The organism is Tritonibacter sp. SIMBA_163 (assembly GCF_046535935.1).
GTDB classification, from domain to species: Bacteria; Pseudomonadota; Alphaproteobacteria; order Rhodobacterales; family Rhodobacteraceae; genus Epibacterium; species Epibacterium scottomollicae.
Genome location: NZ_JAWJBP010000001.1, coordinates 717,829 through 740,100, shown reverse-complemented (window position 1 = coordinate 740,100; position 22,272 = coordinate 717,829). Strand labels below are relative to the sequence as shown.

Annotated in this window: 20 protein-coding genes; 5 read left to right on the top strand and 15 right to left on the bottom strand. The window is 61.5% G+C overall.

Annotated features, from left to right (window positions below; genetic code table 11):
• Window positions 1-94: 94 nt before the first annotated feature.
• Window positions 95-2,224, bottom strand: a complete 2,130-nt coding sequence (scpA, locus tag R0J92_RS03470; RefSeq protein ID WP_411050726.1) for a methylmalonyl-CoA mutase — start codon at window positions 2,222-2,224, stop codon at window positions 95-97.
• The gene (locus R0J92_RS03465; protein ID WP_411050725.1) at window positions 2,187-3,143 is read right to left on the bottom strand and encodes a hypothetical protein; all 957 of its coding nucleotides are present in this window, start codon (window positions 3,141-3,143) and stop codon (window positions 2,187-2,189) included. Before R0J92_RS03465 ends, scpA begins: the two co-directional genes overlap by 38 nt.
• A 157-nt stretch (window positions 3,144-3,300) precedes the next feature.
• Between R0J92_RS03465 and R0J92_RS03460 the strand changes: the two genes are divergently transcribed.
• A complete protein-coding gene (locus R0J92_RS03460) occupies window positions 3,301-3,834 on the top strand; it encodes a DUF4174 domain-containing protein (protein ID WP_317386523.1) in 534 nt (177 codons plus the stop codon).
• A gap of 76 nt (window positions 3,835-3,910) precedes the next feature.
• Here the strand turns inward: R0J92_RS03460 and R0J92_RS03455 are convergent, their stop codons facing one another.
• From R0J92_RS03455 to R0J92_RS03420, 8 genes are all read right to left on the bottom strand, one after another.
• Entirely contained in the window at window positions 3,911-4,411 is a 501-nt protein-coding gene (locus tag R0J92_RS03455) for a hypothetical protein (protein ID WP_411050724.1), read from the bottom strand.
• Between the two features lie 263 nt (window positions 4,412-4,674).
• Window positions 4,675-6,708 (bottom strand): acetyl/propionyl/methylcrotonyl-CoA carboxylase subunit alpha, encoded by a 2,034-nt coding sequence (locus R0J92_RS03450; RefSeq protein ID WP_106162836.1) that lies wholly within the window; start codon window positions 6,706-6,708, stop codon window positions 4,675-4,677.
• Window positions 6,709-6,851: 143 nt separating this feature from the next.
• The gene (locus tag R0J92_RS03445) at window positions 6,852-7,055 is read right to left on the bottom strand and encodes a hypothetical protein (protein WP_106162837.1); all 204 of its coding nucleotides are present in this window, start codon (window positions 7,053-7,055) and stop codon (window positions 6,852-6,854) included.
• A 561-nt stretch (window positions 7,056-7,616) separates the two neighbouring features.
• Window positions 7,617-7,964: a hypothetical protein gene (locus R0J92_RS03440; RefSeq protein ID WP_411050723.1), complete on the bottom strand. Its 348-nt coding sequence runs from the start codon at window positions 7,962-7,964 to the stop codon at window positions 7,617-7,619.
• 69 nt (window positions 7,965-8,033) lie between these two features.
• Complete coding sequence (locus R0J92_RS03435; protein ID WP_165798096.1) at window positions 8,034-8,177, bottom strand: hypothetical protein; 144 nt, start codon at window positions 8,175-8,177, stop codon at window positions 8,034-8,036.
• Between the two features lie 214 nt (window positions 8,178-8,391).
• On the bottom strand, window positions 8,392-8,796 hold the full coding sequence (locus R0J92_RS03430; protein WP_411050722.1) for a DUF6497 family protein: 405 nt from the start codon (window positions 8,794-8,796) through the stop codon (window positions 8,392-8,394).
• Window positions 8,797-9,161: 365 nt separating this feature from the next.
• On the bottom strand, window positions 9,162-9,509 hold the full coding sequence (locus R0J92_RS03425; protein ID WP_411050721.1) for a hypothetical protein: 348 nt from the start codon (window positions 9,507-9,509) through the stop codon (window positions 9,162-9,164).
• 12 nt (window positions 9,510-9,521) lie between these two features.
• A complete protein-coding gene (locus R0J92_RS03420; protein ID WP_411050720.1) occupies window positions 9,522-11,054 on the bottom strand; it encodes an acyl-CoA carboxylase subunit beta in 1,533 nt (510 codons plus the stop codon).
• 352 nt (window positions 11,055-11,406) lie between these two features.
• Between R0J92_RS03420 and R0J92_RS03415 the strand changes: the two genes are divergently transcribed.
• Both R0J92_RS03415 and R0J92_RS03410 read left to right on the top strand, forming a co-directional pair.
• Window positions 11,407-12,600 (top strand): multidrug effflux MFS transporter, encoded by a 1,194-nt coding sequence (locus R0J92_RS03415; RefSeq protein ID WP_317386529.1) that lies wholly within the window; start codon window positions 11,407-11,409, stop codon window positions 12,598-12,600.
• A gap of 255 nt (window positions 12,601-12,855) precedes the next feature.
• A complete protein-coding gene (locus R0J92_RS03410; protein WP_106162842.1) occupies window positions 12,856-14,244 on the top strand; it encodes a short-chain fatty acyl-CoA regulator family protein in 1,389 nt (462 codons plus the stop codon).
• A 57-nt stretch (window positions 14,245-14,301) separates the two neighbouring features.
• Here R0J92_RS03410 and R0J92_RS03405 read toward each other — a convergent pair whose 3' ends face one another.
• Complete coding sequence (locus tag R0J92_RS03405; protein WP_106162843.1) at window positions 14,302-14,541, bottom strand: YdcH family protein; 240 nt, start codon at window positions 14,539-14,541, stop codon at window positions 14,302-14,304.
• A gap of 655 nt (window positions 14,542-15,196) precedes the next feature.
• Between R0J92_RS03405 and R0J92_RS03400 the strand changes: the two genes are divergently transcribed.
• Window positions 15,197-15,589, top strand: a complete 393-nt coding sequence (locus R0J92_RS03400; protein ID WP_411050719.1) for an SMI1/KNR4 family protein — start codon at window positions 15,197-15,199, stop codon at window positions 15,587-15,589.
• Between the two features lie 154 nt (window positions 15,590-15,743).
• Here the strand turns inward: R0J92_RS03400 and betA are convergent, their stop codons facing one another.
• The 3 genes from betA to R0J92_RS03385 form a co-directional block, all read right to left on the bottom strand.
• Window positions 15,744-17,399 carry a choline dehydrogenase gene (gene betA, locus R0J92_RS03395; protein ID WP_411050718.1) on the bottom strand — a complete coding sequence of 552 codons (1,656 nt, stop codon included), beginning with the start codon at window positions 17,397-17,399 and terminating at the stop codon, window positions 15,744-15,746.
• 144 nt (window positions 17,400-17,543) lie between these two features.
• A complete protein-coding gene (gene betB, locus R0J92_RS03390; protein ID WP_411050717.1) occupies window positions 17,544-19,001 on the bottom strand; it encodes a betaine-aldehyde dehydrogenase in 1,458 nt (485 codons plus the stop codon).
• Window positions 19,002-19,224: 223 nt separating this feature from the next.
• A complete protein-coding gene (locus tag R0J92_RS03385) occupies window positions 19,225-20,433 on the bottom strand; it encodes a choline transporter (protein WP_106163100.1) in 1,209 nt (402 codons plus the stop codon).
• A gap of 194 nt (window positions 20,434-20,627) precedes the next feature.
• On the opposite strand from R0J92_RS03385, the gene betI reads away from it, so the two are divergent.
• Window positions 20,628-21,218, top strand: a complete 591-nt coding sequence (gene betI, locus R0J92_RS03380) for a choline-responsive transcriptional repressor BetI (protein WP_106162846.1) — start codon at window positions 20,628-20,630, stop codon at window positions 21,216-21,218.
• Window positions 21,219-21,251: 33 nt separating this feature from the next.
• On the opposite strand, the gene R0J92_RS03375 is transcribed toward betI, so the two are convergent.
• Window positions 21,252-22,259, bottom strand: coding sequence for a DUF1036 domain-containing protein (locus tag R0J92_RS03375; RefSeq protein ID WP_411050716.1), 1,008 nt, complete (start codon window positions 22,257-22,259; stop codon window positions 21,252-21,254).
• Window positions 22,260-22,272: the final 13 nt, after the last annotated feature.

The following is a 22,272-nucleotide window of genomic DNA, read 5'->3' as shown; positions in this document are numbered from 1 at the left end:
CCACGCCCGTTGGGCGTGGCGCGTTGCCCCAGATGGGGCAACGCGCGCAGCCGACCCTCATTGAGGGTCGGCTGCCACCGGATAGCTTCAGACCTCAGCCACGCGCCGCGCGGATCAGTTCCAGAATATCCTGAGCAGCCGTCGGGATATTGGTGCCGGGACCAAAGATCGCCTTGACGCCAACCTTGGTCAGGAAGTCGTAGTCCTGCTGCGGGATCACCCCGCCGCAGATCACGATGATATCCTCGGCACCCTGCGCCTTCAGCTCGGCGATCAGCTGCGGCGCGAGCGTCTTGTGACCTGCCGCCTGGGACGAGATGCCTATCACATGCACATCGTTGTCGATCGCATCCTGCGCCGCTTCCGCCGGGGTCTGGAACAGCGGCCCGACGTCGACATCAAACCCGATGTCGGCAAAGGCGGTGGCGATGACCTTGGCGCCACGATCATGCCCGTCCTGGCCCATCTTGACCACCAGAAGACGTGGGCGGCGACCCTCTTCTTCGGCAAAATCCTCGATCGACTTCTGGATCGCGGCAAAGCCCTCGTCGCCCTCGTAAGCAGCGCCATAAACACCGGCGAGGGTCTTCACTTCGGCGCGGTGGCGACCGAATTCCTTTTCCATAGCCATGCTGATCTCCCCAACGGAGGCCCGGGCACGGGCGGCCTCGACCGCGGCCTCGAGCAGGTTGCCACCCTCACGCGCGCGGCGGGTCAGTTCACCCAGCGCCGCCTCGCAAGCCTCGGTGTCGCGGGTGGCGCGGATGCTCTCCAGCCGCTTAATCTGGCTATCGCGCACCTTGACGTTGTCCACATCGAGGATGTCGATCGGGTCTTCCTTGTCCTTGCGGTATTTGTTGACGCCGACGATCACCTCTTCGCCGCGGTCGATCATCGCCTGACGGCGGGCGGCGGTTTCCTCGATACGCAGCTTGGGCATGCCGGAGGCGACGGCCTTGGTCATGCCGCCCATCTCTTCCACTTCCTGCATCATCGCCCAGGCCTTATCGACCAACTCGGCGGTGAGGCTTTCGACATAATAGCTGCCTGCCAGCGGGTCGACCACATTGGTGACACCGGTTTCTTCCTGCAAAATCAACTGCGTATTGCGCGCAATTCGTGCAGAGAAATCGGTGGGCAAGGCGATCGCCTCGTCCAGCGCATTGGTGTGCAGACTTTGCGTGCCGCCCAGAACCGCACTCATCGCCTCATAGGCGGTGCGGATGACGTTGTTGTAGGGGTCCTGCTCCTGCAGGCTCACGCCGGAGGTCTGGCAATGGGTGCGCAGCATCTTGGAGCGGTCGCTCTCAGCGCCAAATTCGGTCATCACCCGGTGCCAGAGCGTGCGGGCCGCGCGCAGCTTGGCGGATTCCATGAAGAAATTCATGCCGATGGCAAAGAAGAACGACAGCCGACCGGCGAATTTGTCCACGTCCATGCCGGCCTCGATGGCGGCTTTCACGTATTCGCGCCCGTCCGCCAGCGTATAGGCCAGCTCCTGCACCAAGTTCGCGCCGGCCTCCTGCATGTGGTAGCCGGAGATCGAGATCGAGTTGAATTTCGGCATACCATCCGAGGTATATTCGATGATGTCGGAGATGATCCGCATCGAGGGTTCCGGCGGATAAATATAGGTGTTGCGGACCATGAACTCCTTGAGGATGTCGTTCTGGATGGTCCCCGACAGCTGGGATTTGTCATGGCCCTGCTCTTCGCCCGCGACGATGAAGCTGGCCAGGATCGGGATCACCGCGCCATTCATGGTCATCGAGACCGAGACCTGATCGAGCGGGATGCCGTCAAACAGGATCTTCATGTCCTCGACACTGTCGATGGCGACGCCGGCCTTGCCGACATCGCCCATCACCCGTTCATGATCGCTGTCATAGCCGCGGTGGGTGGCGAGATCAAAGGCGACGGAGACGCCTTGCTGACCGGCGGCGAGGTTGCGGCGGTAGAAGGCGTTGGAATCCTCAGCGGTGGAGAAACCGGCGTATTGGCGGATGGTCCAGGGGCGACCGGCGTACATGGTCGCCTTGACGCCGCGGGTGAAGGGGCCAAAGCCCGGCAATGTGCCCATATGGCCGAGGTCTGCGGTATCCTCGGCGGTATAGATCGGTTTTACGTCGATGCCTTCGAGGGTCTGCCAGGTGAGATCCTCCAACGCACGGCCGCGCAGCTCTTTTTCAGCCAGCGCCCGCCAGTCTTCCGGTGTCTGGGTCATGCAATGGTCCTCTTGTCAGATCGTCCTGCGACACGTGGTCCGCCGCAGTGTTATTGTCGGGTTTGACGTCCGATTTGTTCGGATCTTCAACCAGTTCTGCGAGCCCGTCGGCACCGCCGACCAGCCACATCATATCGTCGTAGTAACTCTCCCGCAGGCTGGCGGTTTCAGCCTCGGAAAACGGCATCCAGCGCCCATCGCCCTCGGGCAGCAGCCGGGCAAAACGCTCCGGCAGATCGGCGCGCAGCTCCGGCAATCTGGAGCTGGAATTAAGCCGGAATCGCCCCCGTACAGCGGGACAATTCACACCGGTCACCGCAGAAAGTTGCGCCTCGGGCTGGCTGGCAAAGACTTCATGCGCAAAGACCCTGATGCGGGCGCCCGGCATGGCGCAATAGATATCATGAATGACGTCGCGCCAGCTGCGCGTCGCCTCGGCGATGCGCTCCAGCGTACGGGCATTGGACATCCGCAAGGACTGTTCCAGGCGCACGGCCATGGCCGAGGCCCAATAGCTTTCGGGGCTGCGGATGTTCAGCATCACATCGGTGACCGCGCCGCCAAACGCATGGTCCAGGCGCGACAGATGCTCCCCCGCACCGGGATAAAGCTGCCCGAGAGAGAGGTTCTGTTCCAGCTTGCCCATCATATTGGCATCCGACACCACCAGCGACGCGGTCCCGGCGTCACGCAATGCGCAAAGTTGCAGCGCGATGCGCCCCTTCGCACGTGTCACAGGGTCGCGGCCCGTCACCGACAATGCGCCGGGTTGGATGCCGTGCAGTAGCCCCTTGCGCGTGCGGTCCGGTCCCATCATGGCAATGCCGTATTGCGACAGCTGATCGCCTTTCCGGGTCACGTAGTTCTGAAAATTGCGCGTTGCGCAGCGGTGCGCACCGATATGCAGAATGACTTTCATCGCAGGTTCTCCTTGCGCCAGCGGGGGGCATCGGAGACAGCATGGCGCGTCAGGTGTTCCATCGCGCTTAACAGAAGATGATTTTTTTGTGTCTTCCACGGTTTCAGAGGTCGCTTTTAAGCTTGGACCACATATATTTATGCTCATAGGAGAGCGTATGAACAAATTGAATACACTGGCCCTGCTTGCCACAGTTGCCACCCTGCCGCTGGCCCTCGCGCCTGCCGTTCTGGCCGCACAGGAAAGCCCGCAGCCGCCTGCTCCCTCGGTGGCAGGCCTGAGCGATGATGCCTCCCCGGTCGATCTGACCGCAGAAGAGGCCGCGCCCGCCTTCGAGATCCGCGACGGGTATGAGGTGGAGATCGGCGAATACCGTTGGACCCACCGCCCGGTGGTGGTCTTTGCCGACAGCCCGGCAGATCCGCGATACCAGGAGCAGATCGACGAATTCCTGCAGGACATCCCGGCCCTGATGACCCGCGATGTTCTGGTGTTTGTCGACACCGATCCGGACGCCAAATCCGCCCTGCGCAAGAAGCTGCGGCCACGCGGGTTCATGCTGGTGCTGATCGGCAAGGATGGCGGTGTGAAGCTGCGCAAACCGCTGCCATGGAGCGTGCGGGAGTTGAGCCGCACCATCGACAAGATGCCGATGCGGCAGCGCGAAGTCGAAGACCGACGGGGCGGGTGAGCGCTGCGCGCCCTGCCCTGCCAACCGTAGCGGCCCGACCAACCCTGCCGAACCTGCCATCCGTGGGCGTGATCCGTTAGGAGGTGCGGCCGCGCGAGTAGAACAGGCGCCGGTTGCGCCGGTCGAAGACGGCCATGAACTTCTCTTCCGGCTCGAAGATCAGCACCGAAGTCGGGTCCAGAAGCGCGTTGAAATAGGCCTCTTCCATCTCTACTGCCATGCAGTCCTTGCCGCTGGTGCCCGAAGACAAAACCCCGATGCCCTGCGGCAGATCGCGGGTCATGATCTGCTCGGTGACCACGGTGGGTGACATGCCGTCGATCTCGAATGCAACCGCGGTGCCCTCTGTGATCATACGCATGCCGGTTTCGACATCGCGGACCTTTTTCACCATGGAGCTGATGCGGGTGGCCTTCACCTCGAACAATGCGGCGGTGCAGTTCACGCGGGAAAAGAAATAATGCGTCTCGCCCAGCTTGACCCAGTCTTCCACCTGCGCGCGCACCTTCGCCTCCTGGTCGAGGCTGCAAGCCGCAATCAGCGCGGCACTCAGCAGAGCCAAAACAGAGGCACGCATAGGGCGACTGGAACGGGGCAAGGACATAGGTAGGACCACGGGCAAGACCTTCAGAAACTTTGGCACGCACTTGGGACCGGGGCGCAGAGCGACCCGGCAAGCTGAATGTGCCAACCCTATGGCGCGGGCGTTCAGAAAGCCTTAACACACCCCGCGCAAGCGCAGGAATTTGCGGTATTTTTGACCCCCGCGCATACGCCCTGCCGGGGCCGTCCGGCCACCGGGTTGGATCAGGGAATATCCGGGCGCGCGGGGTCATCAGATCATTCGAATTCGATGATCACGTCGTCGACGGCAAGGCTGTCACCGGCGGCGGCGTTGATCTTGGAGACCACGGATTGCTTCTCGGCACGCAGGATGTTTTCCATCTTCATCGCCTCGATCGTGCAGAGCGGCTGGCCTTCCTGCACCTCCTGCCCCACTTCGACGTCGATTTTCACCACCAGACCCGGCATCGGGCACAGCAGCATCTTGGAGGTGTCGGGCGGCAGTTTCTCCGGCATCAAGGCGGCCAGTTCCGCCTGACGAGGACGGCGCACATGCACCTTCAGCTCTGCCCCACGGCTGCGTACGCGGAACCCTTGGGTGATCTTGTCGACCTTGAGCACCAGCGGCGCGCCATCGGTCTCTACATGCGCCAGCAGGTCGCCCGGCGTCCAGTCGGAGGTCACGCGGATGGCAGCGCCGTCCTCCTCGAAGGTCACCGTGGCGCCTTCGGGATCGGCGGCGACATGGGTCTTGAAGGTCTGCCCCTGCAGATCCACCACCCAATGGTTGCCGACACGGCGTTCGTGGTTGTCCATCCGGCCCGACACCTGGGTGCGACGGATCTCGGCGATGCGATGCATGGCGGCACAGGAAGCGGCAATGCGGCGCAGATCGCCCTCGGGCAGTTCCACCCCGCTAAAGCCGTCGGGATATTCCTCGGCGATGAAGGCGGTGGTGATGTCGCCGGAGATGAACTTTGGATGATCCATCACCGCCGCCAGGAACGGCAGGTTGTGCCCGATGCCCTCGACCTCGAAACTGTCGAGCGCGATGCGCATCGCCTCGATCGCCGCCTCCCGGGTCGGCGCCCAGGTGCAGAGCTTGGCAATCATAGGGTCGTAATACATTGAAATCTCGCCGCCTTCGTAGACGCCGGTGTCATTGCGAATGACCACGGGGCCCGCCTCGCCCGGCGCCACGCCGGGGGTATAGGCGGCGGTTTCCGCTGGCGGGCGGTAGCGGGTCAGACGGCCGATCGAGGGCAGGAAGTTGCGATAGGGATCCTCGGCATAAAGCCGGTTCTCGATCGCCCAGCCGGTGAGTTTGACGTCATCCTGAGTGATCGACAGTTCCTTGCCTGCCGCGACACGGATCATCTGCTCGACCAGATCGACGCCGGTGATCAGCTCAGTCACCGGGTGTTCCACCTGCAGGCGCGTATTCATTTCGAGGAAGTAGAAATTCCGCTCACCATCGACGATGAATTCCACCGTCCCGGCAGAGGCATAGCCCACCGCCTTGGCCAGCGAGACCGCCTGTTCGCCCATGGCGCGGCGGGTCTCTTCATCGAGGAAGGGGCTGGGCGCCTCCTCAACAACTTTCTGGTTGCGGCGCTGGATCGAGCATTCACGCTCGCCCAGATAGACGCCGTTGCCATGCGCATCGCAGAGCACCTGGATCTCAATATGGCGCGGCTGGGTGACGAATTTCTCGATGAAGATCCGGTCGTCGCCAAAGGAGCTGGCGGCCTCGTTCTTTGAGGACTGGAAGCCTTCGCGGGCCTCTTCGTCATTCCAGGCGATGCGCATGCCCTTGCCGCCGCCCCCGGCGGAGGCCTTGAGCATCACCGGATAGCCGATTTCGCCGGAGATTTTCACCGCCTCGTCCGCGTCCTCGATCAGCCCCATGTAGCCGGGCACGGTGGAGACACCGGCCTCTTGGGCGATCTTCTTCGAGGTGATCTTGTCACCCATCTTCTCGATCGCGCCCACCGGTGGGCCGACAAAGGCAACACCCTCGGCCGAGAGCGCCTCGGCGAATTTGGAGTTTTCCGACAGAAAGCCATAGCCCGGATGCACCGCCTGCGCGCCGGAGGCCCGGATCGCCTCCATCACCTTGTCGATGACGATATAGGATTGGTTGGCCGGCGCCGGCCCCACATGCACCGCCTCATCCGCCATCTGCACATGCAGCGCCTGGCGGTCGGCATCGGAAAAGATCGCGACCGTCTGGATGCCCATCTTGCGGGCAGTCTTGATGACGCGGCAGGCGATTTCCCCCCGGTTGGCGATCAGGATCTTGTCAAACATGGGCTGTCCCTTGTGGTCGGTGTTGAGATGTCGGACGCGCGCACGCAAAACCGCCGCTCACGGAGATCATCCGTGGCGGCGGCGTGCCAGCGTCGTGGGAAACGGTCAGGGGGACGCGGATCAGCTCCGCGCCCCGGGCGCCGTTAGCAGCGGCCCGGATTTTCCTGACAGTAGATGAGGTTGCCTGCGACGCCAACGGCGGCACCGGTGACCAGACTACCGTTGAGCAGCGCGGCACCGGCCGCACCTGCACCCGCGCCATAGAGCGCCTGTTCGCCGGTGGTGTCGCCGCATGCGGCAAGGGCCGTGGTGCCTGCAATGAGGGCGGCAATGATAGATTTGCGCATCGAAATGCTCCTTTGGGAGGGACTGCTAGATTGCGTCTCACTTTGCCCGGACAACGCGGAGCGTCCAGATATGTTCCATGCACAGTGTTGCGATGGGCGACGGATCGCCCGTGAAACTGGCGCAAATGGCAAGGTTTCGCCCATCTGCGCCGACAGCCGCCCTTAGGGTCGATGTCGAATTGGACAGAAGCGCTACTGCCCTGCCCCGTCAGGGTTTTTCGCGGCGCAGGCAGACTGCGAACCGCGGCAAACAGGGAGAGAGAGTGAGAACCAAAAATGGGCAGCTGGCGCGGGGATGCACACAGCTGCCCAGTCAGGTTTTGGGGCCAGAACAGCAACCAGAAGGGACGAAATGGCTGTGACGGCTGGTTTGACCCTACAGCCATCTGCAGGCCTGAAAACCAAATCGTAAGCGTATGGATTTTTTGGGCAGCGGGCCGCGCACTTTCCAAATGTGAGAGCGGGAATGCGCCGATCAGGCCCGGACATACCTCTGAATGCGCAGCTTTTTGCTGCAACAGGAGGGGCATTCGGGCGATATGGCGCATATCCCGCATACGATCAGCCCTCAAAGGCCTCGGGGAAGGACCTGCGCGCCACTTCGACGTCAATCACCAGCAGCGAGTCGTAGCTTTCAGGGTCGAAGGGGTCATCCACGGGCACGACCTCGCGCCCGAACAGCCAACTCAGCCGCCCTGCGTCGAGATTGCCGCGCTCAAACGGCTGGTCGCCGAAGCATTCCCACAGCGCTTTCATGAAACCGGCATCGGCCCGCTTGTCCGCAGGCCTGCGATCACGATACCGCTCGCGCTTGGTGATCGGTGTGACGCCCTTGGGATTGGGGCGGCGGATAATATATTGGAAATCTGTGCCCGGAAGACGGCCCGGAAAGCCGCGATGTTTTAGCATGGGTGTGCCTCCGGTCCGGCACCCCGCAGGTCGGAAAGGTCCGGCCACAGGGCCGGACCCCTGAAGTGATTACTTGTATTTGCCGGTGTAGACCGGTTCTTGCGAGATCGGCTCGGGCTCGACCACGACGAATTCTTCTTCGCGCTGGCCTGCGCATGCGGAAACGGCGGCCACGAGACCGGCGAGAGTGAGAAGTTTGATGCTCTTGGACATGTCAGTCTCCTAAGATCATTGATGAAACCTGCACGGGCGCGTGCCCGTACCTCTGTCAGCCTGGCGGAAAACCCACCCGACCGAGGCGCATTTTTGCGTCCTGCGCGCAGCATAGCGGCATTGGTTTCAAGGTTATATGAAAATTCCGCGTCTCCAGCGGCCTGTGGCGCGAAAATCGCAGAAAAGTGCCGATGTGGTGTCTCTGGCAGCAGCATCAGAACCCCTCCCAGACGCAAACACCATCATCGACGCGGTAGGTCTCGAAGAACTGCGTCGCTTCGGGTGCGGTGCTGCCAAAGGGCAGATCGCGATCCGCCAGCGAAATCACCACGCGGTCCGGCGCCAGCGCGTGGTGTGTCAGGTATGGCACGGCCAGCTTGGCACAGAGGAAATCAATATCAGTGGCGCTGGCCTCCTGCGTGGTCTGCTCCGCAATCTGCGGCGCCACAAAGCGAAACCGCGCCCAGAGCGCACCGGGCGCCGTGTCCAGCAGCACCTCGGAGAGGGTCACAGGCTGGCCAGAGGGAACTGTGATTGCGCTGGCAGCCGGTGCCTCGCCCTGCCCCGATGCGGCGTCCGCGCCGCTGCCGAGCACCAGCGCGACGCATGAAATAGCCACGGCACACAGGTGTTGCACAGGCGCAGAACGCCGACTGACGGGCGCAACTTCAACCACTGCTTGTGCTGGAAATTGTGGGAAAGATCCAAATTTGCCGCAGCCCCGACCCCAATCAGATCGGGCTCCTCCTGCCGGGGCTGCGGGCGCAGCGCCTAGGGCGCGCGCTAAACTCAATTCGGCTGTGGCAGAGCATGCAACCGATTCGGCCTCTGAGTCAAACCCTGTTACAAATTTGTGCAAAACCATATGATCCCGCCCAACCTGCGATCTGTTTGGGAACATGCTGGCGGCATACCGGCGCAATTGCGTCACCCTGGATGCAATTTGCCCGAACATTCCCCTATTATTGCGCTGTTCTAGCGGCATCAAAGCGTCCTCCCGGAGCGCTGCGCCTGAGCCACCCAACGGGCGCGCCGCGCCGGGCACGCCAAAACCGCCCCGATCTCTGCCGCCAGACCCGGCGCCACCGGGGCCGCGACTCGCCCTCCCGCCTCAACGCGAATCACCTCGCCCTGCCGGGTCAGCCGCACCACCGGAGAGAACCCCCGCACCCGCTGCAGCGCCCGCCACATGTCCTGACGGATCTGATGCGCCAGCCGCAAGGGATCACCCACAGGGAGAGTGGTGGTGGCCACCACGTCAAACCGGGCGGGCAGCTGTCGGGAGAGCGTCAGCTCCCCCTCAGCGCGGGATATGTGCCAGCGAGGTGCCATGGGGATCCGGGATCAAAGCGGGATGTTGTCGTGTTTCTTCCACGGGTTCTGCAGCTTCTTATTGCGCAGAGAGGCAAAGGCGCGCGCCACCCGGCGGCGGGTCGATTTCGGCTGGATCACCTCGTCGATAAAGCCGCGCTCTGCCGCTACAAAGGGATTGGCGAAACGGTCCTCATAATCCGCAGTATGCGCTGCGATCTTCTCCGCATCGTTCAGGTCGGCGCGGTGGATGATCTCGGTCGCGCCCTTAGCGCCCATCACCGCTATCTCCGCCGTCGGCCAGGCGTAGTTGAAATCGCCGCGCAAATGCTTGGAGGCCATCACGTCATAGGCGCCGCCATAGGCCTTACGGGTGATCACCGTGACCTTGGGCACGGTCGCCTCACCGTAGGCAAACAGCAGCTTGGCGCCGTGCTTGATGACGCCGCCGAATTCCTGGGAGGTGCCCGGCAGGAAGCCCGGCACGTCGACAAAGGTCAGGATCGGGATTTCAAACGCATCGCAAAAGCGCACGAACCGCGCGGCCTTGCGTGAGCTATCGATGTCCAGACAGCCGGCCAGCACCATCGGCTGGTTTGCCACCACGCCCACGGTCCGCCCCTCAAGGCGCACAAAGCCGGTGATGATGTTCTTGGCGAAGTCTTCCTGGATCTCGTAGAAATCACCCTCATCGGCGATCTTGGTGATCAGTTCCTTCATATCATACGGCGTGTTGGCGTTCTCCGGGATCAGCGTATCAAGGCTGTCCTCGATCCGGGCCGGATCGTCGAAGAACGGGCGCACCGGAGATTTCTCGCGATTGTTGGCGGGCAGGAAGTCCACGAGACGGCGCACCTCGGCCAGGGCCTCGACATCGTTTTCAAAAGCGCCATCAGCGACGGAGGATTTCTTGGTGTGGGTGGAGGCGCCGCCCAGCTCCTCGGCTGTGACCTGTTCGTTGGTCACGGTTTTCACAACATCCGGGCCGGTCACGAACATATAGGATGTGTCCTTCACCATAAAGATGAAGTCGGTCATCGCGGGGCTGTAGACCGCGCCGCCCGCACAAGGCCCCATAATGACGGAAATCTGCGGGATCACGCCGGAGGCCATGATGTTGCGCTGGAAGATCTCGGCATAGCCGGCGAGCGCATCGACGCCTTCCTGAATGCGCGCACCACCAGAATCGTTGAGACCGATGATCGGCGCGCCGTTCTGGATCGCCATGTCCTGGATCTTGCAGATCTTTTGCGCGTGGGTGGCGGAGACCGAGCCACCCAGCACCGTGAAATCCTGAGAGAACACATAGACCTGACGGCCATTGATGGTGCCCCAGCCGGTGATCACCCCGTCGCCTGCAGGTTTGTTGTCCTCCATGCCGAAATCGGTACAGCGATGGCTGATGAACATGTCGAACTCTTCAAAGCTGTCCTCGTCCAGCAGCAGTTCGATGCGTTCGCGCGCGGTCAGCTTGCCGCGGGCGTGCTGTGCATCGATGCGTTTCTGTCCGCCGCCAAGGCGCGCGTCTTCGCGGCGCTCTTCGAGTTCGGCAAGGATATCCTTCATGGCAAATGCCCCCTGATCAGTTTGGGCCCAATGTTTCGAACGTATTTTGAACCGGGTTCGTTATCGGCGACCCTAACGCGCAGCCAGCATCAGCCCAAGGCAAATATCGCAAATTTGCAAATGCAATGCATACCCCGAGTGCAAAGCAGCAAATTCGCAAACCAACTGTGGAAATCGACCATTGGCGCCGCATCTATGGGAGATGCAATGTGGCTCCAGCGCCCACGACCCGCGAGGCCTTTGGCCAACGGGTGTCGCCACTCGGCAAAATTGTACCACACCGGCAGCTTTGTTGGACTTTGACGAAGCGCCGGACTAGACGATTAACACGCAAACTAAACCGAGACGTATAGTGACCCGCACCACGCCCCCGACCATCTGGACGCTGATCCTGCTCACCGGCCTGTCCGCACTTGGCATGAACATCTTTCAGCCCTCACTTCCCAGCATGGCAGCATATTTCGGGGTCGAGTATCGCATGATCGCGCTCTCCGTGCCGCTCTACCTCGCGTCGAGCACCGTGGTGCAGATCTTCATCGGCCCGATTTCGGACAAGATGGGTCGCAGGCCGGTGTTGATGGCGTCGCTGATCCTGTTTCTTCTGGCGACGCTGGGCTGCATCTTCTCGCCCACAGCGCCCATCTTTCTCGCGTTCCGCATGGCGCAGGCGGTGGTGGCCACCTGCATGGTGCTGAGCCGGGCCGCCATTCGCGACATGCACGATGGCCCCAAAGCGGCCAGCATGATCGGCTATGTCACCATGGGAATGACCGTGGTTCCGATGATCGGTCCGGCGCTTGGCGGGGTTCTGGATCAGGCCTTTGGCTGGCATTCCAGCTTCTGGCTGCTGTTTGCCAGCGGCGTGGCGACACTGGCGATTTTTCACGCCGATTTTGGCGAGACCGCAACCAAGAGCGGCAAGACACTGCTGCAGCAGTTCCGCGAATACCCCGAGCTGCTGCGCTCGCCGCGGTTCTGGGGCTATTCGCTGGCTTCAGGCCTGTCAGCGGGCAGCTTCTTTGCCTACCTCGGTGGCAGCCCGTTTGTGGGCAGCGAAGTCTACGGGCTCAACAGTGCCGAACTGGGCTTCTACCTCTCCGCGCCGGCCCTCGGCTATTTCATGGGCAATTTCCTGTCAGGCCGGTATTCGGAGCGCGTCGGGATCAATGCCATGGTATTCTGGGGCGCGATCGTGAACATCTTCGGGGTCGGGTTGTCGCTGACAATCACCCTGGTCGGCTGGGATACGGTGTGGAGCTTCTTTGGCCTGATGTGTTTTGTCGGCCTTGGCAACGGCATGGCGATCCCCAATGGCACCACCGGCGCCATCAGCGTCCGCCCGCACTTGGCGGGCACGGCGGCGGGTCTGTCTTCGGCGATCATGATTGGCGCCGGGGCTGCGCTGTCGGCGGCCGCAAGCTGGCTGTTGGCGCCGGGCTCCAACGCCTCGCCACTGCTGGAAATCATGTTTGCCAGCAGTATCTTCGGGCTGATCGCCATCCTCTACGTGATAAAACGAGAACGTCAGCTTGGCCTCACGGTCTAAGCCTTTTCCGGCCTAACGCCACGCCGAAGGCTGGTGTTTCGCTTCGGGCTGCGCCCGAAGCGACCCGCGCGACGCGCGCCCCATTCGGGGCGCGACGCGCTCGGCCCAACTGCAACGTCAGCTTTTCAAAGCTGGGCGTCGCAGGCGGGAGCCTCGCGTCAGACGCAACGCAGACGCTGGCGACATTCCACGACTTGCCAGCCTGACTTTGCACTTCTACAGTTTTAGCGGATCCTATTTGCAAAGGCATGCTGCATGGCCACCCAAAAGCTCTATGCCGGGGCGAAGCTGCGCGAAATGCGCACCCGCCTCGCCCTTACCCAGAAGGACTTCGCCGCGAAGCTCGGCGTGTCCCTGCCCTATCTAAACCAGATGGAGAACAACAACCGCCCCGTCTCCACCACCGTGGTGCTGGCGCTGGCGCAGGAGTTCGGGCTGGATGTGACGGAGCTGTCATCCGGGGACAGCGAGCGGCTGATCTCCGACATGCGCGAGGCCATGGCCGATCCGGTCTTTGCCGATGATGTGCCGCCGCTGGCGGATCTGCGTCTTACCGCCTCCAACGCGCCAGCACTGGCGCGCGCCTTTCTCAGCCTGCACCGCGCCTATCGCCAGACCCACGAGCGACTTGCGTCCCTGGACGAAGCCTTGGGGCGCGAGGATGCGCGCATTCAGGCCAGCCCCTGGGAGGAGGTGCGCGATTTCTTTCACTATTGCGACAATTACATCGACGCGGTCGACCGCGCGGCCGAGCGGTTTTCGGGCAGCGGCGACACCCGCCTCAACGCCGAAACCGCCCTGCAGGAGATGGGCGTCACCCTGACCCTGCGCGACATGGAAGGCCTGCGTGCCTATGATCCGGAAACCAAGGTGCTGGCGCTGTCGCATCGCTCCGCGCCGCAGACCCGACTGTTTCAGATGCTGTTGCAGCTGGCACTCCTGCGCTACGGCGACCTGCTGGATGCAACGCTGGATTTTGCAAAGTTCCAGACCGAAGAAGCCCGGTCGATTGCAAAGATCGGTCTTGCCAACTATTTCGCCGGTGCGGCGCTGATGCCCTACACCCGCTTCCTTGAGGCTGCGCAGGCCTGCCGTCACGATCTGGAGCTGTTGGCGATCCGCTTTGGCGCATCGATCGAGCAGGTGGCGCATCGGCTGTCGACCCTGCAGCGCCCGGGTGCCAAGGGCATTCCATTCTTCTTTGTGCGCGTCGATCAGGCCGGCACCATCACCAAGCGCCATTCTGCCACCCGGCTGCAATTTGCCCGTTTTGGCGGCGCCTGCCCCCTGTGGAACGTGCACCGCGCCTTTGAGACACCGGGCCGCTTCCTGCGGCAACTGGCCGAGACGCCGGACGGGGTGCGCTATATCTCGCTGGCGAGGGATGTGTCGAAACCGGGCGGATCCTTTGGCGCGCCCGTGCGGCGCTATGCGATCTCACTGGGCTGCGAGGTGAGCCACGCGGATGCGCTGGTCTTTGCAGACGGGCTGGATGTGACGCAGGCCTCGGCGTTTGAGCCGATCGGGATTTCCTGCCGCATCTGCGAGCGCCAGCACTGCCATCAGCGCTCGGTGCCACCACTGGAACGCCGCCTCACGGTGGACACCAATGAACGCAGCGTGCTGCCCTACCGGGTGAATTGACGCAAAACGGGCCGCAGATTTGCTGCGGCCCGTCGTGGTTCACCGCTCCCTCGGCCCTCAGGCCTTGGACAGGATCCCCCAGATCTCATCCTTGAGCGTCGCGCGTGTCTTGCGCAGCTCGCTCTCGGCCTGCTCCGAGACCGGCTCCACATTGGTTTCGGCGCGGTGCACGGCGCGGTTCACGTCGTGGTATTCATCCGCAAGCTTTGCAAAATGAGCGTCCGACTGCTTCAGATCACTGATCAGCGCGGCTTTTTCGGGGAATTCCTCGGCCAGTTCATGCGGGGTATGCGACATCTGTTCGCTCCTTGTCTGTGTTGTTTGACAAGAGCTTAGAAGATGACTCGCAGACACACTTTGACCGGGATCAAGTTTTGGAGGAATTCCAAACCCCGAATGACTTGCGGTAGGCATAGCCAAGAGACGATCCCGTTCTATAGTGGGTATCGTTGTTCGACGCGCTTGCAAGCATTCACCAGCGCCCGGAGACCGCACAAGCAGTGAGTTCACCGCGCCGAGCCTGCCCCGGGTCACGGCTCCCGTCTCCTCGACCGCTGTGTACACGCGCGGGAATAGGCTGGTCGGACCGTCTACGACATCCGGGTTTCAAGTCAGGCTCCCGCACCAACGCCCGATTTGAAGCGCCGCAACATTGTGCGCCTTGGGTGGCAAAGGTTTTGAGCCGTGTGAAGAGCCGTACAGCAACTCCCCCCACTACGAGAAGGAGTAGCTGTCTGATCGGGCACAGGGAGAGGAATAAAGGGACAGCCTTCAAGTCAGATTGGTCAGCTTTGAGCCCATCTTGAAGGATGCTGCGTCACGCACCTATGACCGCTTAGGCTGCAGTCAAACACTCGAGCCTTTGTAACCCGATATCTTGCTAGACAAGAAAAGTCGTTTGCGATCAAGTTCGACTCACTGCAAGTTTAACTCTATGAATGGATCGAGAAGGATGCCGTGGCCAGTTGCTGAGAGTTATGTTGAGGACTGCGAAAGCGCATTGGGCTTCACGTTTCCAGACAGCTATCGAATTTCAATTATGGACCAAAATGGTGGCGTCGTCGTGTGCGACGGCGATACGTGGAATTTGCATCCCATTTGGGACAAGTCGGACAAGAAGCGGCTCAAGAGAACTGTCAACGACGTGGTGCGGGAGACAAGGGCGATGGCCAATTGGACCGGTTGGCCGAGTGATGCCGTTTGCATCGCAGCAAACGGTACTGGCGACGTATTGATCTTTTCCGGCCGTTCAAGTTCTTTCGATGAAGCTGTTCACCGCTGGAACCATGAAACTGGAGAAACGGAAAAAGTTGCGAAAGACTTTTCCGCACTCCCAAGGGCGTGATACGGTTTTCTAAATTGGAAGCAGTCTTTGACACATCCGCAGCGAAATCCCGCTTCGTCCCGCTCACCGACCAACACGAATTTCAGACATGTCCATAAAAAACCGCCCCACTGCGGATGCAGGGGGCGGCTAGGCGTGACCGACAGTGCAGGGTTCAGCGCTGCGAGGTCTCCCAATCCGGATTGAACCAAGGCTCTGCATTTGAGGACGGCAGACGGCGCCCCAGAATATGGTCGGAGGCCTTCTCGCCGGTCATGATTGAGGGCCCGTTGAGGTTGCCATTGGTGATGCGCGGGAAGATCGAACTATCCGCCACCCGCAAGCCCTCGACGCCGATCACCCGGCATTCGGGGTCAACCACGGCCATCGGGTCGTCCACCGCGCCCATCTTGCAGGTGCCGCAGGGGTGATAGGCGCTTTCGACGTGTTCGCGTAGGAAACCATCGATCTCCTCATCCGTTTGCAGGTCGGTGCCGGGCTGGATCTCGTGTTTCAGGTAAGGTTTCATCGCATCCTGAGCAAAGACCTCGCGCGTCAGGCGCACGCATTTGCGGAAATCGATCCAGTCCTGCTCGGTCGACATGTAGTTGAACAGGATTTTTGGTGCAGCGTTGGGATCGGCGCTGGCCAGCGTGACCTCACCGCGCGAGGCGGAGCGCATCGGGCCGACATGGGCCTGGAACCCGTGCCCCTCGGCAGCGACCTGACCGTCGTAGCGCACTGCGATGGGCAAGAAGTGATACTGAATGTCCGGGTAGTCTATCCCCTTGTCGGAACGGATGAAGGCGGCACTTTCGAACTGGTTCGAGGCCCCCAGGCCGGTTTTGGTAAACAGCCACTGCGCGCCGACCAGCGCCTTGCCGAAGAGGTTCCAGTATTTATAGAGTGTGATCGGCAGCTTGGAGGCGAACTGGAAGTAGAACTCCAGGTGGTCCTGCAGGTTTTGCCCAACGCCGGGGCGATCTGCGATCACCTCGATCCCGTGTTCGGCCAGATGCGCGGCGGGACCAATGCCCGACAGCATCAGGAGTTTCGGCGAGTTGAGCGATGAGGCTGCAAGGATCACCTCCACATCCGCACGGATCACCTCGATCTGGCCACCGCGTTCGACCTCGACACCGACGGCGCGGCCGTCTTCGATCACCACCTTGCGGGCCAGCGCCCGGATCATGGTGCAATTATCGCGCTTCAAGGCGGGCTTGAGATAGGCGTTGGCGGCGGACCAGCGGCGGCCCTTGTAGACCGTCATCTCCATCGGGCCGAAGCCCTCCTGCTGCTCGCCGTTGTAGTCTTTGGTCACCGGATAGCCCGCCTGCTGCCCGGCCTTCACAAAGGCATCATGCAGCGGGTTGTCGCGGGGGCCGCGGGTGACATGCAGCGGGCCGTCCTTGCCGCGCCAGTCGGGATCGCCGCCATGGCCGCGGTCGTCCCAGGTTTCCATGCGTTTGAAATAGGGCAGCACGTCGGCATAGGACCAGCCCGTGGCACCGCTCTCGGCCCAGTGGTTGTAGTCGCCGGCGTGGCCGCGCACATAAACCATGCCGTTGATCGAGGACGACCCGCCGACCACCTTGCCGCGCGGCGTGACCAATTCGCGCCCGCCCAGATGCGGCTCGGGCTGGGATTTGTAACCCCAGTCGTACATCGCCATGTTCATCGGGTAGCTCAAGGCGCCCGGCATCTGGATGAACGGGCCTGCATCGGTGCCGCCATGTTCGATCACCAGCACCGATTTCCCCGCCTCACTCAGACGGTAAGCCATGGCGCAGCCTGCGCTGCCGGCCCCAACAATCACGTAATCCGCGTTCATCGCGTCCATTCTCCTGTCACAGGGCCGACCCGTAGGGGCTGACCACAAGGCATAGCTTCTCTGGTCCCGCGCGTCCTTTTGGGCGACGGGGTGGGTGGGTGGGCGTCGCCCAAAAGGACGCGCCCTATCGTTTAGGTGCAGACCTCAGAAGGCTGCTTCGCAATCGCCCATGCGCACATAGACCGACTTCACCTGGCTGAAGTGCTTGATCGCCTCCTTGGAGTTTTCACGCCCCACGCCAGAGGCCTTCACACCGCCAAACGGCGCCTCGACCGGCGCGTCATTGTAGGAATTGATGAAGCAGCTGCCCGCTTCCAGCTGACCGATCACCCTGTGGGCGCGGGTGAAATCCTTGGTGAAGACACCGGCGGACAGGCCAAACTCGGTGTCATTGGCGCGCGCGATCGCCTCTTCTTCGGTCTCGAAGTCGAGCACACACATGACGGGGCCAAAGATCTCCTCGCGGGCGATGGTCATATCGTCGGTGACATCGGCAAAGACGGTGGGCTGCACGTAGTAGCCGTCCATCTCGGCGCGCGCACCGCCGCAGATCAGCCGTGCGCCCTCTGCCTTCCCCTTCTCGATATAGCCCAGCACGATGTTCATCTGGTTTTCCGTCACCATCGGGCCGAAGTTCACCTCTTCATCCATCGGGTCGCCCAGCTTGGCGGTCGCTGTGCGCTCGGCCAGACGGGCGAGGAAGGTTTCCTTGATGTCCTTGTGCACAAATACCCGCGTGCCGTTGGAGCAGACCTGACCGGAGGAGTAGAAGTTGCCGTTGATCGCGCCGGAGATGGCGCTTTCGATGTCGGCGTCCTCAAACACCAGCATCGGGGATTTACCGCCCAACTCCATGGTCACATGCTTCATGCCTTCGGCGGCAGCGGCATAGACTTTCTTGCCGGTGGGCACAGAGCCGGTGAGCGAGACCTTGTCGACGCGCGGATCAGTGACCAGAGAAGCGCCCACTTCGCCCATGCCCTGAATGACGTTGTACAGCCCCGCAGGCGCACCGGCCTCGATCAGGATCTCAGCCACTTTCAGCGCGCAGAGCGGCGTGGTCTCGGAGGGTTTGAACACCATCGAGTTGCCACAGGCCAATGCAGGCGCGCCCTTCCAGCAGGCGATCTGCGTCGGGTAGTTCCAGGCGCCGATGCCGACGCAGAGCCCCAGAGGTTCGCGGATGGTATAGACCCAATCCTCGCCCAGCTGGATATGCTCGCCCGTCAGGCTTGCCGCCAGACCACCGAAATACTCCAGCGCATCAGCGCCCGAGGTGGCGTCTGCCACCAGAGTTTCCTGCAACGGCTTGCCGGTGTCATAGGTCTCCAGCACCGACAGATCATGGTTGCGCTCGCGCATGATGTCGGCGGCGCGGCGCAGCACCCGGCCACGCTCGGTGCCGGACATCTTCGCCCAGATCTTCTGTGCCGCCTGCGCAGACGCCAGCGCCTGATCGACGATGGCGGGGGTGGCAGCATACACGCGGGCGATCTCTTCGCCAGTGGCGGCATAGATCACCGGGATCGGGGTGCCGGAGGTGTCTTCGATATATTCGCCATTGATGAAATGGCTGGCTTTGGGCTGGGCCGGATGTGTCATGGTCTCGCCTCTTTCCTTCTCAGGTCAGCGTGGTGCCCCGCAGGGCGCGGGAAGGTGTGGAATTCTTCGTGCCCGCAGATGCGGAACACGAAGCTGTGCGGTTTTTCGGGGACCGGCACATGCAGGATGGGCGCAGGAGGCGTCGATCGTGCATGGGTCGGAGCGGACCCGGGGTGGTGCCGCCCGACCTGCGGGCACAGGCAGGGCGACACCGAGGTGCGTCTTAGTGCACGGCTTCGATCTTGGAGAAATCGAGATCGTTCTCATCCGGGCTGGCCTCGATGGCCATGACCTCGTTGCGCTTGACCGCGAAGATGTAGATCAGGCAGCTCACGTAGAGCCCGATCACCACCGCACCGATCCACTGGATCTGCAGCCACTGGCTCTGGAAGGCGACGGTCAGCGCAAAGAGCACAACCGCGTTGCCCAGCACATAGGGCAGCTTGCCAAAGCGTTTGGTGGTGAGGTTCAGGTTGTCGGTATAGAGGCGGATCAGCGAGTCAAACGAGTTGATCACGAAGACAACGCCCACAACCATCATCGAGACATTGATGAACAGCGTCGTCGGGATCTCGTTCAGGTGGTAGTAGTACAGCACCGAGAACCACACGCCGAGCGGGATCGACGGGAAGATCAGCAGCGCGGCCAGCACTTGCCAGGTCTTCAGACCGCCGACAAAGCGCGAGGTGAACTGACCGATCATGATCGACCAGGCGAACCACCAGAACAGGTAGAATTCGTGGTAATCGGTGAGCGGCAGCACGAACTTGTGGATATTGGAGAAATAGCCGCCGATGTTGCCGGCGGTGCCCGCAAACTCACCCAGACCCATGCCGGAATAGGCCCACATGCCCAGGATCAGCACCATGAACAGGCCGGTGGAGCCCAGCGACAGGATGCGCACGTATTTGATGTCGGTCGAGGAGAAGGCGGCAAACAGGATCACCAGGAAGGTGATGACATAGAAGGCCGGGATCACCGTCTCACCGTCGCCCATGAAGGTGGCGTAATACGGCAGATAGATCAGGAACAATGCGCCGGTGAAGGCACAGGTGCCGATGATTACGATGTTGTTGATCCACTTGACCACCGGGATCTCGAAGAACTTCACCCGCGGTTCGATGACGCAGAAGTAGAAGGTGGTCAGGAAATAGAAGCCCCAGATCAAGAAGCCCCAGAAACCGAACTCCAGCGCCAGCGGGTTGGTGAACCCATAGGCGGGATTGTTTTCCACATCCGCATAAAGCGGGAAGTCCCAGGCCAGCGGGAACATGATCAGCCCCACGTCGAGACCGGATGTAAACAGGATTGCGATGAACGTGAACAGCGGCACGGGTGTGACGCCGACCACCTCCAGGTTCCACCACTTGATGACGCAGAATGCGACCAGCGCGAACGCCAGAAGAATACCTGCTGAGATCAAATAGGTCATGAATTTCACCTCCCAGTGAATTGGTCGCAGGAACACACACTGGCGTCCCGGCGGGGCGATGTTATTGTTGTTGGAGACCGTGATCGTGATAATCAGGGTCTGCATAACCTAACCAAATTTTGAATGGTCATTCAAGTTTTGGTTTTTGGACGCCAATTTTTGAACACTCATCCGGGCTGACGCACTCTTATTTCATGGCACGAAAACGCATCCGCGACATCCGAAACGAAGAACTGATTGAAGCCACCATCGTCACCGTTCACAAACGGGGTTATGGCACTGTAACAATGGCGGAAATCGCACAGGAAGCTGGCACCTCCGCCGCTTCGATCAGCTATTATTTCGGCTCCAAGGAAGGGCTGATGGAGGCCACCATGCGGCATCTGTTGCGCAAGCTGCGCTACGCCATGGTGGCGGGCTACGGACAGGCCGAATCGCCACACGAACGGCTCTATGCGTTGATGGATGCGAACTTCTCAGATTCGCTCTTCACTGTGCCGCAATGCAGCATCTGGATGCAGTTCTGGGCCAGCGCGCCCTATTCGTCAAAACTGGCCCGCCTGCACCGCATCAACCGCTCGCGGGTGCGGAGCCACTTTGTGGCCGAGCTGAGCCAGCTTGTCCCCGCCGACCAGATCGAAACCGCACGCCTGGCGCTGCAAAGCTATATGGATGGTGTCTGGCTTCAGGCGGCGCAGTCGGACGACCCGCTCGACAGCGCAAGCGCCCGCCGCGCCGCGCATCGGGTGGTGGATCTGGTCACCTCTCGAGAGCTGGTCGCCTGAACCGCCACCCGGCGCAGGCCCCTGCCCCCCCCCTCAACTCTCACGCCGATAGGTCAGCTGGGTCCCGATCGGCAGATAGACCAGCGACAGCTGTTCGTCGGACGCCTGTGCAATGCGATAGCACAGGCTGGTCCCGGCATTGCGGTCCCAGGTGAACAGATACATCCCCTGTTCGTCTTTACTGCCGGCGCATTGCGTCTGGATCGAGATATACTCCACTGATGTTTCCGCACCGGCATAGGTGTTCACGCGCTCTGCGCCGGTCACGCGAAAGCTGTCATTGGGATCATCGACCGATTGCCAGCGGCCCTGAAGCCGTGCCAAAAGACGATCAAAGCGGTCCATCGGCAGCACTTCGATGTTGCTGAGGATCAATTCCGACGTGGTATCAAACACATCTTCACGCTGGCCCGTCAGCGCGACGCTCCGCCCCTGCGGGAGCGAATGCATCTGCTGCAGCAGCGCATCTGGTGTCCGACCGTCATCATAGACCACGAACCGCCGCCCTTCGCCGATGAAGGTGCAGAAACTCACGTAGGGGTCCACTTCGCGCAAACAGCCCTGAAACACAGCGATATGCCTGAGCTGCGATGATGCAGCACTTGGGGCGGAGTTGAGGAAATCGCGTTTCAGGTTGGCGCTCAGGGCATATGTGAAATCTGGTGTGTCCGGTCCCGTGTCAATCCGGGCGAACTCTTCCTGCCGATATCCCCGCCGGGCGCAATTGTCGTCGTCCACAATGGCAAAGGCCTTGTCATCAACGCAAAATCCCAGTTTGTCGTCGAGAAACCCCCAGCCTTCGGTCTCAACCCGGAGGTAATAGAAGCGGCGCGGCAAATCGCCGGAGACAACGCGCGCACAGCCATCTGCGGGCACTTGCCACCACCCTTCCGAGATCCAGCCCTGCTCACTCTCATAGCCGATGGCGACGTTGTGACTGGCAGCGGTGTCGTTGCAAACATCCAATGCCGCCTGCGCGCCGGAAGACACCGCCAGAGCGGGCACCAGCCAGAGTAGCCGTCTCAAGAGATGATGAAGCATGGCACCACTGACT

What these genes read in the sequence shown, in the direction of transcription:
- scpA (WP_411050726.1), bottom strand. Translation starts at nt 2,224, where the DNA reads ATGACCCAGACACCGGAAGACTGGCGGGCGCTGGCTGAAAAAGAGCTG.
- R0J92_RS03465 (WP_411050725.1), bottom strand. Translation starts at nt 3,143, where the DNA reads ATGAAAGTCATTCTGCATATCGGTGCGCACCGCTGCGCAACGCGCAAT.
- R0J92_RS03460 (WP_317386523.1), top strand. Translation starts at nt 3,301, where the DNA reads ATGAACAAATTGAATACACTGGCCCTGCTTGCCACAGTTGCCACCCTG.
- R0J92_RS03455 (WP_411050724.1), bottom strand. Translation starts at nt 4,411, where the DNA reads ATGCGTGCCTCTGTTTTGGCTCTGCTGAGTGCCGCGCTGATTGCGGCT.
- R0J92_RS03450 (WP_106162836.1), bottom strand. Translation starts at nt 6,708, where the DNA reads ATGTTTGACAAGATCCTGATCGCCAACCGGGGGGAAATCGCCTGCCGC.
- R0J92_RS03445 (WP_106162837.1), bottom strand. Translation starts at nt 7,055, where the DNA reads ATGCGCAAATCTATCATTGCCGCCCTCATTGCAGGCACCACGGCCCTT.
- R0J92_RS03440 (WP_411050723.1), bottom strand. Translation starts at nt 7,964, where the DNA reads ATGCTAAAACATCGCGGCTTTCCGGGCCGTCTTCCGGGCACAGATTTC.
- R0J92_RS03435 (WP_165798096.1), bottom strand. Translation starts at nt 8,177, where the DNA reads ATGTCCAAGAGCATCAAACTTCTCACTCTCGCCGGTCTCGTGGCCGCC.
- R0J92_RS03425 (WP_411050721.1), bottom strand. Translation starts at nt 9,509, where the DNA reads ATGGCACCTCGCTGGCACATATCCCGCGCTGAGGGGGAGCTGACGCTC.
- R0J92_RS03420 (WP_411050720.1), bottom strand. Translation starts at nt 11,054, where the DNA reads ATGAAGGATATCCTTGCCGAACTCGAAGAGCGCCGCGAAGACGCGCGC.
- R0J92_RS03410 (WP_106162842.1), top strand. Translation starts at nt 12,856, where the DNA reads ATGGCCACCCAAAAGCTCTATGCCGGGGCGAAGCTGCGCGAAATGCGC.
- R0J92_RS03405 (WP_106162843.1), bottom strand. Translation starts at nt 14,541, where the DNA reads ATGTCGCATACCCCGCATGAACTGGCCGAGGAATTCCCCGAAAAAGCC.
- R0J92_RS03400 (WP_411050719.1), top strand. Translation starts at nt 15,197, where the DNA reads ATGCCGTGGCCAGTTGCTGAGAGTTATGTTGAGGACTGCGAAAGCGCA.
- betA (WP_411050718.1), bottom strand. Translation starts at nt 17,399, where the DNA reads ATGAACGCGGATTACGTGATTGTTGGGGCCGGCAGCGCAGGCTGCGCC.
- betB (WP_411050717.1), bottom strand. Translation starts at nt 19,001, where the DNA reads ATGACACATCCGGCCCAGCCCAAAGCCAGCCATTTCATCAATGGCGAA.
- R0J92_RS03385 (WP_106163100.1), bottom strand. Translation starts at nt 20,433, where the DNA reads ATGACCTATTTGATCTCAGCAGGTATTCTTCTGGCGTTCGCGCTGGTC.
- betI (WP_106162846.1), top strand. Translation starts at nt 20,628, where the DNA reads ATGGCACGAAAACGCATCCGCGACATCCGAAACGAAGAACTGATTGAA.
- R0J92_RS03375 (WP_411050716.1), bottom strand. Translation starts at nt 22,259, where the DNA reads ATGCTTCATCATCTCTTGAGACGGCTACTCTGGCTGGTGCCCGCTCTG.